This window comes from Caenibacillus caldisaponilyticus, assembly GCF_002003465.1.
Taxonomy (GTDB): domain Bacteria; phylum Bacillota; class Bacilli; order Bacillales; family Sporolactobacillaceae; genus Caenibacillus; species Caenibacillus caldisaponilyticus.
The window spans coordinates 21,537-37,371 of sequence record NZ_BDDQ01000020.1 but is presented as its reverse complement, the minus strand read 5'-3'; the positions used below and the strand labels follow the sequence as shown (position 1 = coordinate 37,371).

The 15,835-nt window shown below is 53.9% G+C and carries 15 protein-coding genes; all 15 read right to left on the bottom strand.

Annotated features, from left to right (window positions below):
• Positions 1-616 (bottom strand): transposase (locus CCB157_RS07135; RefSeq protein ID WP_143286960.1); only part of this gene is annotated, 616 nt, incomplete at its 3' end.
• Between the two features lie 245 nt (positions 617-861).
• Positions 862-2,658: an ATP-binding protein gene (locus CCB157_RS07130; RefSeq protein WP_077615224.1), complete on the bottom strand. Its 1,797-nt coding sequence runs from the start codon at positions 2,656-2,658 to the stop codon at positions 862-864.
• Positions 2,655-3,374: a response regulator transcription factor gene (locus CCB157_RS07125; RefSeq protein ID WP_077615223.1), complete on the bottom strand. Its 720-nt coding sequence runs from the start codon at positions 3,372-3,374 to the stop codon at positions 2,655-2,657. Before CCB157_RS07125 ends, CCB157_RS07130 begins: the two co-directional genes overlap by 4 nt.
• Positions 3,375-3,620: 246 nt before the next feature.
• Complete coding sequence (gene ccsA, locus CCB157_RS07120; protein WP_077615222.1) at positions 3,621-4,835, bottom strand: cytochrome c biogenesis protein CcsA; 1,215 nt, start codon at positions 4,833-4,835, stop codon at positions 3,621-3,623.
• A complete protein-coding gene (gene resB / locus CCB157_RS07115) occupies positions 4,832-6,472 on the bottom strand; it encodes a cytochrome c biogenesis protein ResB (RefSeq protein WP_439951309.1) in 1,641 nt (546 codons plus the stop codon). Before resB ends, ccsA begins: the two co-directional genes overlap by 4 nt.
• A gap of 86 nt (positions 6,473-6,558) precedes the next feature.
• Positions 6,559-7,278 carry a pseudouridine synthase gene (locus CCB157_RS07110; RefSeq protein ID WP_077615220.1) on the bottom strand — a complete coding sequence of 240 codons (720 nt, stop codon included), beginning with the start codon at positions 7,276-7,278 and terminating at the stop codon, positions 6,559-6,561.
• Between the two features lie 178 nt (positions 7,279-7,456).
• Positions 7,457-7,990, bottom strand: coding sequence for a spore maturation protein (locus CCB157_RS07105; RefSeq protein WP_274519622.1), 534 nt, complete (start codon positions 7,988-7,990; stop codon positions 7,457-7,459).
• A 222-nt stretch (positions 7,991-8,212) separates the two neighbouring features.
• Positions 8,213-8,809 (bottom strand): nucleoside recognition domain-containing protein, encoded by a 597-nt coding sequence (locus CCB157_RS07100; protein WP_077615218.1) that lies wholly within the window; start codon positions 8,807-8,809, stop codon positions 8,213-8,215.
• On the bottom strand, positions 8,806-9,966 hold the full coding sequence (locus CCB157_RS07095) for a serine hydrolase (protein ID WP_077615217.1): 1,161 nt from the start codon (positions 9,964-9,966) through the stop codon (positions 8,806-8,808). The genes CCB157_RS07100 and CCB157_RS07095 overlap by 4 nt, the downstream gene beginning before the upstream one ends.
• Before the next feature lie 171 nt (positions 9,967-10,137).
• Positions 10,138-10,716 (bottom strand): SMC-Scp complex subunit ScpB, encoded by a 579-nt coding sequence (gene scpB, locus CCB157_RS07090; RefSeq protein WP_077615216.1) that lies wholly within the window; start codon positions 10,714-10,716, stop codon positions 10,138-10,140.
• Positions 10,713-11,474 carry a segregation/condensation protein A gene (locus CCB157_RS07085; protein ID WP_077615227.1) on the bottom strand — a complete coding sequence of 254 codons (762 nt, stop codon included), beginning with the start codon at positions 11,472-11,474 and terminating at the stop codon, positions 10,713-10,715. Before CCB157_RS07085 ends, scpB begins: the two co-directional genes overlap by 4 nt.
• A 245-nt stretch (positions 11,475-11,719) precedes the next feature.
• The gene (locus CCB157_RS07080; protein WP_077615215.1) at positions 11,720-11,968 is read right to left on the bottom strand and encodes a hypothetical protein; all 249 of its coding nucleotides are present in this window, start codon (positions 11,966-11,968) and stop codon (positions 11,720-11,722) included.
• A gap of 123 nt (positions 11,969-12,091) precedes the next feature.
• Entirely contained in the window at positions 12,092-12,454 is a 363-nt protein-coding gene (locus CCB157_RS07075) for a GNAT family N-acetyltransferase (protein WP_077615214.1), read from the bottom strand.
• Positions 12,455-12,620: 166 nt separating this feature from the next.
• Positions 12,621-13,940, bottom strand: a complete 1,320-nt coding sequence (gene lysA / locus CCB157_RS07070) for a diaminopimelate decarboxylase (RefSeq protein ID WP_077615213.1) — start codon at positions 13,938-13,940, stop codon at positions 12,621-12,623.
• Positions 13,941-14,244: 304 nt separating this feature from the next.
• Positions 14,245-15,663 (bottom strand): spore germination protein, encoded by a 1,419-nt coding sequence (locus CCB157_RS07060; RefSeq protein ID WP_077615211.1) that lies wholly within the window; start codon positions 15,661-15,663, stop codon positions 14,245-14,247.
• Positions 15,664-15,835: the final 172 nt, after the last annotated feature.

Below are 15,835 nucleotides of genomic sequence, written 5' to 3'. Positions count from 1 at the left end.
TGACAGGATTTTTATCCAACCTCTCTTGTAAACTTGATTCAACTTCAGTTTTTTCGTCTTCCTTGGTTATAGCCTCGATTCCGGCCACGATCGTTCGGTACTTTTCATCGAGTTTAGCGTCAAATTTTTCTGTTGCTTTCCGCCAAACAAACGTGTATTTATTGGCGTTGGCTTCGATTTTGGTTCCGTCTAAAAAGTATTCTTCCAATTGGATGAGCCCTTGTTGATGGAGGAGATCCACGATGGAAAAGAAGGTTTCATAAATGATATCCTTCATTCTTTCCGAACGGAAACGGTTAATTGTACGAAAATCCGGTTGTTGATAATTCGCCAACCACATGAAGTAAATATTTTCTTGGAGTTGGGAAGCGATTTTGCGTGAAGAATAAATGCCTTTGGTGTAGGCATAGAGGATCACTTTTAACATCATTTTGGGATGATAGGCTGCTCGTCCCCCTCCGGGATAAACACGATAAAGAATCTTGTCATCAATCTGTTCGACGACCTGATGAACAAGGCGAGAAAGATGGTTTGGGGGAATTTTAATCTCCAAATCCAATGGTAAAATGAGTTGGTCCATGTTATAATTAATGAAGGAAATATGATCATGTTTCATAAAAAATCGCTCCTTTGGTTAGTTATTGGTGGTACTTTAATTATACCAAAAGGAGCGATTTTTTTTACAAGGAAAGAGGGCGCCTCAAAAGCTAGGCTTTTGAGACACCCTCTTTTCGGTGATGCGCGATTCAGGATGTTTGTGGCCGGACATGGAGCCGGACGGCATCGCCGCAGCCTCCGGTTCCTTTGCCGGACCGATGCCCGGCGCGCCGGCATCCCCTGTTCGGCCTCCCGGGCCGTAAATTAGGATGGATCGCTTTTTGGTATATAAAAAGTAAAGGTTGTCCCATGTCCCCGTTTGCTTTGCACCATGATTTTACCGCGATGGGCCTCGACGATGTTTTTCGCGATCGCCAGCCCCAAGCCGGTGCCGGCTTTGCCGCGCGTCCTCGCCTTGTCCGCCTTGTAAAACCGCTCAAAGACAAACGGCAAGTCGTCCTCGTCGATGCCCGTGCCGGTATCCTTGACGCTGATGACGAGCCGGTCTTCCGCATTGTTCACCAAAACGGCGATCTCGCCCCCTTTCGGCGTATGGCGGATCGCATTGTCGATCAAATTGGTCAACACTTGCTCGATCCGGTCGGGGTCCATTACGACCTCCTCATCGCCGCGCGCCGGCCCTTCCAGCGTCAACTTGAGGCCCTCATCCCTGGCGTACGCCTGGAATTTTCCGACCGCGCGTTTGAAAAATTCGCCGATTTTCACGGGCATTTTGTTGAGTTGGAAATGGCCGGTCTCCATGCGGGCAAGATCAAGCAACTCGTTGACGAGCCGCCCCATCCGCAAGGATTCATCATATATGATTTTGGCGATTTCCCGTTTTTCTTCATCGGAGCCGGCGACGTCGTCGACGATCGCTTCGCTGTAACCTTGAAGCATCGCGATCGGCGTCCGAAGCTCGTGCGAGACGTTGGCGATGAAGCCCTTTCTCATTTCATCGAGCTGGCGTTCTTCGGTCATGTCGCGCAAGACGGCGACGGCGCCGCGCACGATCGATTGATCATAGAGCGGGGTCATGACAATCACCCACGTGCGCCCCTGCGCCTTGGCTTCGGTCACCTGTTCCTTTTCTTCATCGACGACCCGATGAAAGAGCTCTTGAATCGGGGCCGGCACCGGTCTCGTCTTCGTCTCGTCCGCCCCGCCGTTGGGCTCTTCGTTTTCTTCATAGGCCCAGGCGGTGAGAAAGCGTTCGGCGGGCGGATTCGTGATCAACAGCTCGCCGTCTTTATTGAATGTCATGACGCCATCGGCCATGCTGCTCAAGATGCCGGCGAGCTGCTCTTTTTCTTGGCTTAAAGCGGTCATATGCATTTTGAGCTGCCGCGCCATCTGATTGAAAGCGACGCCGAGCTCGCCGATTTCATCCCGGGTCAGGACGGGCACTTCGGTGTTGAACTTTCCCTTCGCGACTTGTTGGGCGGCTTGGCGCATCATGCGGAGCGGGGCGGTGATGCGCGTCGACAGGAAAAAGGCGAAGATCGTCGTCAAGATGATGGCGATGCCGGCGCTGATGTAAATGATCTTCTTCGCTTGGTCGGTCGTCTTGCGGACGACGTCGAGCGATTGATAGACAAAAACGCCGCCGTCCCAGCGCGCGCCTGCCCGGATGGGAACGCCGACCACGACCGCCTTATCGGTTTCCCCGGGCAGGGTGAAGTGGCTCTTCACGACGCTGCGATGCTCGGTCAACACCTTCGAAAGCGCCCGGTCGTTTTTGATCAATTCCGGATCGATGGACGGTAAATCGTGCGGCTTCGGCGTGATCCAATACGGTTGATTCCGTTCGATGATCACGGCCCGCGCGCCATAGACATCGATGATCTGCGAGGCAATGGACAACGCCTTTTGGGAATGCGGATCTTCGGATACGATCGCGGCGACTTTCGCGGCGATGCCTTTCATCTGCTTTTCGACTTCTTGGACGTGGAAGTCCTCAAAGAATTGAAGCAACAACATCGTCAGAAACAAAAGGACAACGGAAACGAGCGCAAGGATCGTCCCCCAAAGTTTTCCGACGACGCTCCGCCAAATCATCAATCGTTCACGACCTCAAATTTATAACCGACGCCCCAAACCGTCACGATCATGTCCCCCGCGTGGTCGGAGACGCGGTTCAACTTCTCCCGCAAGCGCTTGACGTGGGTGTCGACCGTGCGAAGGTCGCCGAAAAATTCGTAATTCCAAACGTCGCGGAGCAATTCTTCACGCGTGAAGACTTTGTCGGGAGAGCTCGCCAAATAGAACAACAGTTCGTATTCCTTGGGCGTCAAGTTGACCTCGTGATCGTCCACGGTCACGCGGTGGGCGTCGTGGTCGATCGTCAGATGGGGATAGACGAGCACGTTTTTCGCCGACGTGTCCGTTTCCAAAAATTTTGTCGACGACGCCCGTCTGAGCAGCGCTTTCACCCGCAGCACGACTTCCCGCGGGCTGAAAGGCTTGACGATGTAATCATCCGTACCGACTTCGAATCCTTGGACGCGATTGGACTCTTCCCCTTTCGCCGTCAACATGATGACCGGAGTCGCTTTGGATTCCCGCAACTTTTGGCAAACTTCGATGCCGTCCATGCCGGGAAGCATCAGATCGAGAATGATCAGATCATAGTCGTTCTTGAGCGCCAGATCGAGCGCCGTCTCGCCGTTATCGGCTTCCTCGATTTCGTAATCTTCCCGCTCGAGGTACATGCGCAACAACCTGCGGATTCTTTCTTCATCATCGACGACTAAAATTTTTGCATGAGACTCGTCCATGCTTCATCCTCCTCAAACCGTGACTCGTCCAATGGTTTATTTTAACGAACGTCTTAAAGTTCTACATCAAATTGTATATAAAGCGCAGCCGCTTCGCCACCATTCGCCTGCCGCTTCGCGCATAAAACGACCGGTTTGGGAACGGAAAAACGGCAGCGGCTAGGCGGATCTGGCGTTCGGAACCCATCGGGTGCCGACGGCTCCGAACCGGCGCGCCGCGATCGGGCTGCCAATTTTGCGCCGGGCTTATGCATAGGAGTGCAGGCCGGCGATGACCAAGTTGACGAAGATGAGGTTAAACATGATGATGATGAAACCGATCACCGTCAGCCAAGCCGATTTTTCCCCTTCCCAGCCCCGGGAAAGGCGGAAATGCAAATAAGCGGCGTAAAAGAAGAACGTGATGAGGGCCCACACTTCTTTCGGGTCCCAGCCCCAGAATCGGCCCCACGCTTCTTGCGCCCAGATGGCGGCAAACACGAGGCCGCCGAGGGTAAAAATCGGAAAGCCGATGGCGACCGCCCGGTAGCTGATTTCATCCATGAGCGGCGGATTCACGCCTTGCATGATGCGGTTCAACGCCCATCCGATCCGGCGGCCCAAGAGCAAAAGCCGAATCAGCAAATAGAGGATGACGCCGCCGATAAACGACCAGATGACCGTATTGAGCTTGCGCGGCGCTTCCTTTCCGTTCATCCAAGAGGGCGCTTCAAAGAGCGGGCCGAAGCGGTCCGAGTCTTTCGCGATTTTCTCGCCTTCATAGGGGCCGGCGATCGCCGGCATATGATAGGTGAGCTGGTCTTTCTCATTTTTCTCGTTTACCCAATTAAAGGTCACGTGATAGCCCTGCGCTTGGAAGATCGCGGACACCGCCGAAAAAGCGACGGCGCAAATCAAGACGAACAGCACCGCTTCCAGCCAGAACGTGCGCGCCGACCGCTTCGATTGATCGATCACCCGGATCAGATAGACCAAACCGGCGACAAAGCTGAGCGACAGAATGCCTTCGCCGAGCGCCACCGTCGTCACGTGAATTTTCAGCCAATTGCTTTGCAAAGCGGGGATCAGCGGTTCGACGTCGGTCGGGAAGACGCTGGCATACGCGATGATGATGACGGCTATCGGAAGCGTCACGATACCGACGCTGTTGTTTTTATAAATAAGATAAATGATGATGAAAGCGAGCACCATCATCATGCTGAAAAACGTCGTGTATTCAAAAAGATTGCTGACGGGCACATGGCCGTCGGCTTTCCAACGCGAAAAGAAATAGCCGACTTGCGAAAGGAAGCCGAGGAGGGCAACGGCAAAAGCGACGCCGCCAAGGCGGCGTCCGGCCTGCTGCCCTTCCTTCGATCGGAATTTCTTTCCGGTGACGCTGATCGTAAAGAGTATGGTGCCGATGGTATAAAGGATAAACGCGATGAGCAAAAGATGACGGCTGGCGGTGAGTGCGCTCACGTGGCAAGCCCCCTTCCGTTTTCACTCTCAAAGGCTTTTTGTTCCAATTGGTCGACGGGCGCGTTGAGGCCGGTTTTATCGACTAAAACGCTCAAATCCTTTTTCAAACTCTGCCAATGTTTATTCGCGTTCGCCGCAAGCCAAAGCTCGCCGTTCACGCGCTGCAGCCACACGCGGCGATGGTTCCAATACATGCCTTGGGCGACGCCGATGAGGAAGATGATCGCGCCGACGAAGGCCACCCAAACGGTCATATCTTTACGGACCGACAGGCCGGATTCATAGCGCGTGATCAAATTATTGAAGGCGATCTTGTATTTATTTTTTCCGAGCGGTTCGAGATTCGTTTGGATGCCGACAAAACTGACGTCGCCTTTCGGTCGGTCGGGCGCCACCATTTTAAAGACGAACGCCGGGTTGTTCGGCTGATTGCTCTTCGTCGCGGGCTTGCCGCTTTTATCAAAATAAAAATCCGGCAGATAGTCTTCCAATATCACTTTATATCCGTTTCCGAGATCATACGTCTTCTTTGGATTGATGAGATTGACCGCGAACGTGCCCAACGATTTGCCGGTTTCTTTGTCGACCATGTTAAACTTCATTTTATACAATTGCGTGCGAAAATCGGATTGGTAAATGCGGTAATGGTCGTACACCAGCGGGTGGTTGACCCTGATCTTATAGTCTTTCACCTTGACGAGCTTGGGCTTTTCACCGAGAATGGCGCTGTCCTTCGCCTTATACAACGTGACGTTGGACTGGAAATTTTTCGGAACCGCCCCGACGCGATCCAGCGCTTTTTGGTAGCGCTTATCGTTTTTCTGATAAGTTTGCAACACAAACCGATGATTTTCTATGTAGTACTTTCCATGCGTGCCGGGCAACAGCCGTTTTTCGCCTTCCGGGATCCAGACGCCTTCATTGACGTACATGCCCGGGACGAAGCGGAGCACGCCGGCGAGGAGAACGATCAGTATGCCGATATGGTTCACGTACGGACCCCATCTGGAAAACCGCCCTTTTTCAGCGAAGAGATTGCCGTTTTCCTCGCGGATGCGATAGCGTTTCTCCTTTAATACTTCTTTTGCCTTCGCGATGATTTCGTCCGGGCGGTCCGTCTGGGTCCGGCCGAACAGCCGCTGCCTCCGCAAATAGCGCTCGTGCCTCGTCACCCGCTGGTTTTTTAACGCCCTGTACAAAGGCACGAAGCGGTCGATGCTCGCCACCGTAATCGAAAGGCCGAGCAAGCCGAGCAAAATGATCCACCACCAGGACGTATAAAGGTGGTCGAAGCCGAGTTTGACGTAAAGTTTGCCAAACGCCCCCCACTGTTTGGCGTAATACGTTTCCGGATCATCCGACGGAATGGCGTTGTCCTGGGGCAGGATCGTCCCGATCGCCATCGCGATGAGGACGAGGATGATCAGCGCAATGCCCACTTTAACGGATGAAAAATAATTCCATATTTTATCGATGATCGTCCTTTGATAGGTTTGCGAGCGGCGGGCTCCGCCTTCATACCGCATCGTCAAGATCGGTTTGGTTTGGTCGTCTCGAAGCGGATTGCCGCACGCTTCGCACAATATCGTGCCTTCGGGGTTCACGTAGCCGCACTCACAGATGATCTCACGGCCCAAGTCCATCCTCCCCAATCATTAAGCCGACATAATCTCAATATTACTATAACGCAAAAAAATCGGCCGACTTTTCCGCTTTGTGACGGTTATGTGACAGCCATCTCGCGCAGCAATTTCACCTCATGCGGTTTTAATGGACGGTATTCGCCCGGCTTCAAGCCTTTCGTATCCAAAAAAGCATAACGTTCCCGCTTCAGCTTTAACACTTTGAAACCGATCGCTTCAAACATTCTCCGCACCAGGCGATTGCGGCCTTCGTGAACCGTAATGCTGACGATCGCCGTGCCTTTTTTGCGATCAGCGGACAGCAGCTTCGCCTTGGCGGGTGCGGTCGGGCCGTCTTCCAATTCGATGCCCCGTTCAAGCCGCCGCAACGTCTTTTTATCGGGAATGCCGTCCAATTTGGCAACATATTCCTTCTCGATTCGATAGCGCGGATGCATGAGCAGGTTGGCGAAATCGCCGTCGTTCGTCAGCAACAGCACGCCCGAAGTATCATAATCCAGGCGGCCGACGGGAAAGATGCGTTCTTTAACGTCCGGAAAAAAATCCGTGACGACCTTTCTGCCCTTCTCGTCTTTCACGCTGCTGATGACGCCCGTCGGTTTATAAAACAAAAAGTAAACCGGGGCTTCCCGTTCGACGGGAATGCCGTCGACTTCGATGCGGTCTTTACTGCTCACTTTCGTCCCGAGTTCGGTGACGATTTTGCCGTTGACCTTCACCCGGCCTTCGGCGATCATTTGCTCCGCCTTTCTTCTGGATGCTAAACCTGCGCGTGCGATGACTTTCTGCAATCTCTCCATCTCTCACTTGTCCACCTCAAAAACCATCATACCCTTACCGTCAAAATTTCACAAGTTGATGATCTCCGCGCGGCGCATCCGCCTACTTCCTTATTAAAATACAAAAAAGCCCCGCAGAGATCGACGGGGAAAGAGATCAAAAAGTGAGAACGGCCGCCGTGCACGGCAAGCGATCATGCTACTTGGCAAACATGAGCGAGACGACGACGATGGCGGCGACGATGCCGGCCAGATCGGCAAGGAGACCGACCTTGAGCGAATCGCCGATGTTTTTAATGCCGACCGCGCCGAAATAGACGGTGATGACATAGAGCGTCGTGTCCGTCGAGCCTTGGATCGTCGAAGCGAGGCGCCCGATAAACGAGTCCGCCCCATAAGTCGAAAGCAAATCCGACATCACCCCGAGCGCCCCATTTCCTGAAATCGGCCGGATCAAAGCGAGCGGAACGATCTCCGCAGGAACGCCGATGGCGTGAAACACGGGTTGTAAAACGGCGACCAAGGCATCCATGGCGCCCGAAGCGCGAAAGACGCCGATCGCCACGAGCATGCCGACGAGATAGGGCATGATCGAAATCGCCATGTGAAAACCGTCTTTTCCGCCCTCGACAAACATTTCATAGGTCGGAACGCGCTTGAACGTCGCGTGGATCAAAATAAATCCGATGAGCGCGGGCACGAACCATGCCGACAAGCTCGTCAAAAACGCCACGGGCATGCCCCCCTTTCCATTGGACCGAGCATGGATGCTTGATCAATACATTTTTTGAAGACAAATCCGGAATGAACGGTCAAAAAGGAACCGCCGGGAATGCGCATGCCCGGTCGCCTCCCTATCGCCCGCTCTTCCGCCTTAAGGCCATCGACGAGCGAGCGGCCATCCGCACGTGTGGACTCCCGCCGCTTTGTTCACGGGGGCCGTCCCCCGGCTTTTTCAATCGTCCCGTCCCTTTTTTTGGCGGCGATAATAGAAATACCGATCGATCAACACGGCGGACAAGGTACCGACGGCGGTGGCGAGCAAGGTCGGGACGACGATGTCCGTCGGCTCGGCCGCCCCGTATTTCATGCGCACGGCGATCACCGTCGTCGGAATGAGCGTAAAGCCAGACGTATTCAGGGCGAGCAAGGTCACCATCGAACGGCTTGCGGTCGGGCGATTGCGGTTCAATCGTTTCAGCGCCTCCATCGCCTTGATCCCCATCGGCGTGGCGGCATTGCCGAGCCCGAACATGTTGCTCACCGTGTTGGTCACGATATAACCCATGGCCGGATGATCTTCGGGAATGTCGGGAAACAAGCGCTTTAACAAGGGCTTAAAAAGTTTGGAGACGGCGGATAACAATCCGCTCGCCTCGGCAATCTTCATCACGCCCAGCCAAAAAATCAAGATGAAGATCAAACCTAAACTCAGCGTCACGCCTTCTTCGGCGGCTTTAAAAATCGCCCGGTTGACGGCTTCCATTTTGCCGTTCCATGCCGCATACCCCAAGCCGACGATAAACATAAAGGCCCAAATATAATTAATCATGGCCGCCCATATCCCGCGATCATCTGCACGACGACACCAAACAGTTGCCAGAACCCGCGGCCTTTATCCGGCGGATCGTAAAAAAGCGGCACTTTTTCAATCACGTCGCCGTCCGCTTTGACGTACAAATATCCCGCCGGAAACGGGGCGCCGTCCGCCCGCTTTTCATTTTTGCCCGTTTGAAACAAGGTCACCGCCGTCGAGAGATGATCCTTTTCCTCATCGTTGAGCGGCACCTTCACGTCCCGCGCGACGTAGAGCCGATTTTCGTTAACCCCCGGCCGGACATTGGTGATTCGCCCTTTATGGACGATCTCGGTCATTTTATAGTTTTGAAAGGCCCAATTAAAAAGATTCATATGGTCCCGCCAATCGTCGCCGTCGTTCAGAGTGACGGCGATCAAATCGAGATCGCGTTTCGAAGCGGTTGAGATGAGCGTGCGGCCCGCCCGCTTCGTAAAGCCGGTTTTTCCGCCCGTCGAATATTTGTAGCGAAACAACAATTTATTTTTATTTTTCCATTTTCGCTCCCACCGTTCGCCCTCTTGAGGCGCCGAGTAATATTTCGCTTTAAAAATGGTTCTGAACGTGCGGTTTTGCCTGGCGTATTTGGTCAACAGCGCCATATCGTAAGCGGTCGAATAGTGGTTGCCGTCCGGGTCGTCAAGCCCGTGCGGATTGGCGAAATGCGTATCCAACATGCCCAATTCCATTGCCTTTTCGTTCATGAGTCGGACGAATCCGCTCTCGCTGCCGGCGACCGCGATCGCAATGGCCACGGCCGCGTCGTTTCCCGAGCGAAGGAGCAGGCCATAAACCAAATCGCGCAGCTTCAATTTCTCGCCGGCTTTCAAGTAAATGCTGGAGCCTTCCGTGCCGACGGCCCGGCCGTCCACTTTAACGGTCTGGTCCATCTTGCCCGATTCAATGGCGAGGATCGCGGTCATGACCTTCGTGATGCTGGCGATCCGCATCTTTTTATGGGCGTCCTTTTCAAAAAGCACCCGGCCGCTCGTCCCGTCCATCAAAATCGCCGATTCAGCCGAGACCTCGATGGGAGCGGGTTTTCCTTCCGCCCGCGCCGCAGCGGCCGCCGCCATGGTGATGGACAATAAAGCGACGGCCGCCAGCGCTATTTGTCTCAATTGGAAGCGCAACGTGTCATCCCGTCCCTCCGCTGTCTTTTGTACAAGTGTATGCGTGGACAAGGGGATTATGATCGGCGGCGGACGGTCCCGGATCTCTCCCGCCAAGTTTCGGCCCGTCTCGTCGCTTCGCGCTCGAACGCTCGTAAAAAAATAAAATCGGAGCCAACGCTCCGATGATTCTCAGATATCCAACACCGTTTGTTGAAATTTCTCGTAAAACAGATCCGCATCCTCTTCGACGTCCGCCTCGTCGGCCGTCGGCATCGGCGGCAATTCGTCCAATGATTTTAAACCGAAATGGGAAAAAAACGCGTCCGTCAGACCATATAAAATAGCCCGACCCGTGCCTTCCGCGCGCCCGACCTCTTTGATCAAACCTTTGGACATGAGCGTCTGCAACGCCTTTTCCGACTTGACCCCGCGCACTTCTTCGATTTCCGCCCGAGAAACCGGCTGTTTGTAGGCGATCACCGCGAGCGTTTCGAGCGCGGCTTGCGACAAAGTGGACGGTTTCGGGGTTTGCACCAGTTTTTCTATGTATTCGGCGACCTCCGGTTTCGTGATCAATTGATACGCTCCGCCCACTTCAACGAGGTCCAGCCCGCGATCATCGCGTTCCAATTCCGCTTTGATCTCTTTGAGGGCAGCGATAACGGCGCCTTCCGAGGCATCAAGCACCTTTATCATTTGCTCCAAGGTGACGCCGTCTTCCCCGCTGACGTACAGCAAGGCTTCAAGAATCGCTTTGATTTTCGTCACGAAAGCACGCCTCCCTCATCCAAGAGATATACCATGATTTCCGAAAAATTGCGGTCTTGGACGCACATGATCCGACGTTCTTTCATCAGCTCGAGCAAGGCCAAAAACGTGACGACGAGATGCGTGCGGTTGGGATAGGTGAACAACGCAGAAAACGCCAAGGGTTTGCGCGAAACCTTGAGGCGCTTGACAATCGCCTCCATGCGCGGCCCGATCGGCACTTCCTGCTTTTGCACCTTCGTGTTCAGCGGCTTCTCCAATTGTTTACGCCTCAGCAAATGGCGAAAGGCGGCGAGCATGTCGTAGATCGAAACATTGGCGAGCGGGGGATCAGGCGCTTTATCGACGTAAGCCGTCAAGTCCGACGGCGGTTTGGCGTAGACCTTGCGCCGCTCAAGTTCCTTCTCTTTTAAAACTTCGGCCGCTTCCTTATACTGGCGGTATTCAAGAAGCCGACGGACGAGTTCTTCACGCGGGTCTTCCTCGTCTTCGGGCGCGGTTTCATCCAAATCCGCGTCGAGCGGCTCCGGTTTCGGCAACAGCATGCGGCTCTTCATTTCAATAAGCGTCGCCGCCATCACCAAATATTCGCTCGCGACATCCAGCTGCAACTCTTGCATCGCATGGATGAAATCGAGATATTGCTCGGTGATGACCGCAACGGGAATATCATAAATGTCGATCTCCAATTTTTTAATAAGATGCAAAAGAAGGTCAAGCGGACCTTCGAACGCATCAATTTTCACTTTATACTCCAAAACGCTCCACCTGTCCCCAACCGATCCGTGACTCGCAATCGAATAACCGGCTTGTCCCAACGCGTTCGTTTGCAAGGAACACCGCGAAAACAATGTGCGGCGAACGATGACACGGCAACGGAATCGCTTTTTCGGGATTTTAAAGGCGGCGGGCGACAACCTCTATTGAACCAACCGAGCGTTCAAGCCCCGTGCGAGGCGTTCGCACGTTCTTCGCCCCGGTCGTTGCGAAAAACGCGGTTGCATCAATAAACCGTGATGAAAGCGAGCGACAAAATCGAAGCGAGCGGCACGGCCGTCGGCGCTTTTTTCCCCGTTGCTCGTTCAGGGGCGCCCGGTATCAAGGCGAGGCCGTCCTCAAAAGCGTGTAAATAGACATAATTTGCATCGACGGAAGCGACAACGCCTTGTATCACTGCACCGTCAGCCGTTTCCATTTCGACGGTATCTCCGACCGCTTTGACAAACAGATCGTAATAGTGTTCTCTTGACATCATCGGGCCTCCCGGTGTCATCCCTACAAAGAGACGGTTACGGTAGTATATGAAGCGCGCTTCCCGTATGCCTAGACGGTTATCCCGCCGGGAGCGGCCGCCGGCCCGATGATCGCGCGGCGATTAAGAATGGCCATCTTCCTGATCGAGGCATTTATCATAAAATTCTTTGATCTGATTGGACGGAACGAGCCGGTATTTGTTTCCGATTTGATCGCGAAGGGCCATGACCATTTTCCTTCCGATCCCTTGGTTGCGATGGGATGGATTGACGCTCAGATGCGTGAGCACGGCCGTGTCCCCTTCGACGTGAATGCCGATGATGCCGATGATGTCCTCCTCTTTCCAAAGAAAAAGCTGCCAGTCATCATCCTCTTCATATTGCTTGATGGTTTGTTGCAATTTTTTCAGGTCCTTTTCGGACGGAACGAAGGACAACAAACCCATCGCAATTTTTTCGTAGCTTTTCTTATAGCGCAAGAGCATTCTTAAACCCCTCGTTATTCAAGACTTTATGCCCATCTTTTCTCTTTTGCGAGAGCTTTATGCACCAGGCCAACGCCGCGGTTTGCACGTTCTCTACCATCATACAACCTTCATCCATTATAGACAATGGCGCTTGAAGTTTGCAGCCCTTTTCCTGAAAAAGGCATTAAGACCGCGAGCGTGCCGGATCCCGAAGAGGCAGGTCGTGCCGGATGAGGTCTTCAAACGTTTCGCGTTCGACGACCAGGCGGGCTTCGCCGTCTTCAACAAAAACAACGGCGGGGCGGGGCAGGCGGTTATAATTGTTGGCCATGGCATATCCGTAGGCGCCCGTGCAAAAGACCGCCAATATGTCCCCCGGACGCGCTTCGGGCAAATCGATATCTTCGATGAGAATGTCTCCGCTTTCACAGCATTTTCCCGCGATCGTCACCCGTTCGCGCGCCGTCTGGTCGGCGCGATTGGCGATGATCGCTTCATATTTGGATTGATAAAGCGCAGGCCTTAAATTATCCGTCATGCCGCCGTCAACGGCGATGAATGTTTTTTGACCCGAGGTCGTCTTGCGGCTGCCGATGGTATAAAGGGTCGTTCCCGCCTCCCCGACGATCGCCCGGCCCGGTTCAATCCAAATCTCCGGCACTTCGAGCGAACGCGCCCGGCATTCCGCAAGCACGGCTTCCACGATCGGCCGAATGAACCGGCGCGGTTCCGTCGGTTCATCGCCGTCGGTATAGGCGATCCCGAAGCCGCCGCCCACATTCAGAACGTTCGGGAGCCAGCCGAATTCCGACTTCCATTGTTCCAACTCTTTATACAATCGTTGCACCGCCAGCACGTGGGCGTCCGGAGTAAAGAGCTGGGAGCCGATGTGAAAATGCAAGCCGACGAGATGGAAGCGGTCGTCCGTCAGCGCGGCGCGATACGCTTTTCGAGCGTCTCCCGTCGACAAATAAAAACCGAACTTGGAATCGTCCTGTCCCGTCGAAATATACGCGTGCGTGTCGGCGCCGACGCCCGGCGTCAGGCGCAACAGGATGTTCACGGGTTTTCCGATCTCGCGGGAAACGGTTTTAAGCAGCTCGAGTTCATAAAAATTGTCGACCACAATGGCCCCGATGTTTTCGCGCACCGCATAGCGCAATTCTTCGAGCGATTTATTGTTTCCGTGAAAATGGATGCGTTCGGCAGGAAAGCCGGCGCGAAGCGCGGTGTAAAGCTCTCCGCCCGAGACGACGTCCAATGCCAAGCCCAATTCATCGACCAATTGGATCATCGCGATCGTAGAAAACGCTTTGCTGGCGTAAGCCACTTGATAACGAACCGGTAAATCGGCAAAAGCGGCCTGAAATGCCGCTGCTTTTTCTCTGATTTTGCGAACATCATAGATATAAAGCGGCGTGCCATATGTCTTGCTCAGCCAGACGGCGTCGACGCCTCCGATTTCGAGGTGGCCCTGCTGATTGACCGACGGTTTTTCCAACATGCTCTTCGGCTCCTTACTTTCCCATGAAAATTTTTTATCACGCGCCGCACGGCGACCGTTGTTCGCGGCACATTTTCGTAAAGAAAGGCGGCACCCACCTGATGCAAGCGGAGGTGAATGCCTGAAGGGAAAACGATATGCCGTATCCGTAGTCTATGATAAGCGCACCAAAAAAGATATATTTTAGTATAGCAAAGACATTCTTCACTGTAAAAGGGTAAATGCCGACCACGTCGCCGAATCTTTCGCCATCATTCTTGGCCTTCATAGAAAAAGCGGACGGAAGCCTTTCCGCTCGTCCGCTTTACCGCGCGGGCTGCCTTCTTTTATCCAGCGGCCGGACGATGCTCGGCCGGATGCGCGACAACGGCACCGCCGTGCGAATGAGCACATCCGCCATCGCCTTCGGGTTAAACGGGATAAACGGCCACAAATACGGCGTGTTCAAATTTTCCACGCGGGCCAGATAGATGACAAAAAGCGTCGAACCGACGACGAAACCGGGAATGCCGAACAACGCCGAGGAGAAGATCAAGACGACGCGGACGATTTTATTAGCGACGCTCAGCTCATAGCTCGGCGTGGAGAAACCGCCGATCGCGGCCAACGACGTATATAAAATCACCTCCGATGTGAACACCCCGACTTGCACCCCGATTTGGCCGATCAACACCGCGGCGATCAAGCCGAGCGCCGTCGACAGCGAGGTGGGCGTATGGATGGCGGCCATGCGGATAATCTCGATGCCGATGTCCGCGATCAAAACTTGGAGCAGGATGGGGACGTGATACTTGTGATTGTGCGGGCCGAGAAACTGCAGCCAGTCCGGCAAGGTGCTATCGTTTAAAACGAGGACGAGCCAAAGCGGGACGAGGAAGACCGACGTCAAAATCCCGATGAAGCGCGCCCAGCGCAGAAACGCGCCGACAACCGGTGTTTGCCGGTATTCTTCCGCATGCTGCATATGGTGAAAGATCGTCGTCGGAAAAATGATGATGCTCGGCGACGTATCGGTCACAACGAGAACGTGGCCTTCCAGGATATGGATGGCGGCAACGTCCGGGCGCTCGGTGTAGCGGACGAGCGGAAACGGGTTCAACCCTTGCTTGACGAGAAATTCTTCGATGGATTTATCGGCCATCGGAACACCGTCCACCTCGATCTCTTTTAACCCTTTTCGCAAGGTGTCCACCAGGCCGGGATTGGCGACATCTTTGAGGTAGCAAAGGCTGACATCGGTTTTGGAACGCTCGCCGACGCGAAGGATTTCCGAACGAAAACGCTCGTCGCGCAGGCGGCGGCGGATGAGGCCGACATTCTCAATGATGTTTTCGGTAAACCCGTCGCGTGCGCCGCGGACGACGCGTTCCACATCGGGTTCTTCGGGCTGCCGCCCCGGATAATGGCGCGTATCGATGACGAGCCCTACGGTTTCGCCGTCGATGAAAAGGACGATCAAGCCGGACAGCATATTGTCGACGGCTTCGTCCATCGTTTGAATTTCCTTGACTTGCTCGTGCGCCAAATGGTTTTTGATCACGTTTTTGACGTCCGAAACCGGGCGGTGTTCATTGACGAGCCTCAGCAGCTCGCGAAGAATTTCGATGACGAATAAAGCATCCACCAAGGAATTACAGTAATAGATCTGGATTTTTCGTCCGAGAATCTTCATTTCACGGACGCCGACGTCGAAACTCGTTCCGATGCCAACGCGTTCTTCCATGAACGCCTTATTCTCTCTAATCCGCTTTTTAATCGGTTCCTTGGTCTCTTTGATGATAACCCCTTCTTTCTTTCGCCAGTCTCATGAAAAGCGGCGCGGCTTTTCCCGCTTAATTCCGATCTTTCGCGGCAATCCCGACGGCCCGCACGCTCGGCCCGCCCCCTTTTAGTGA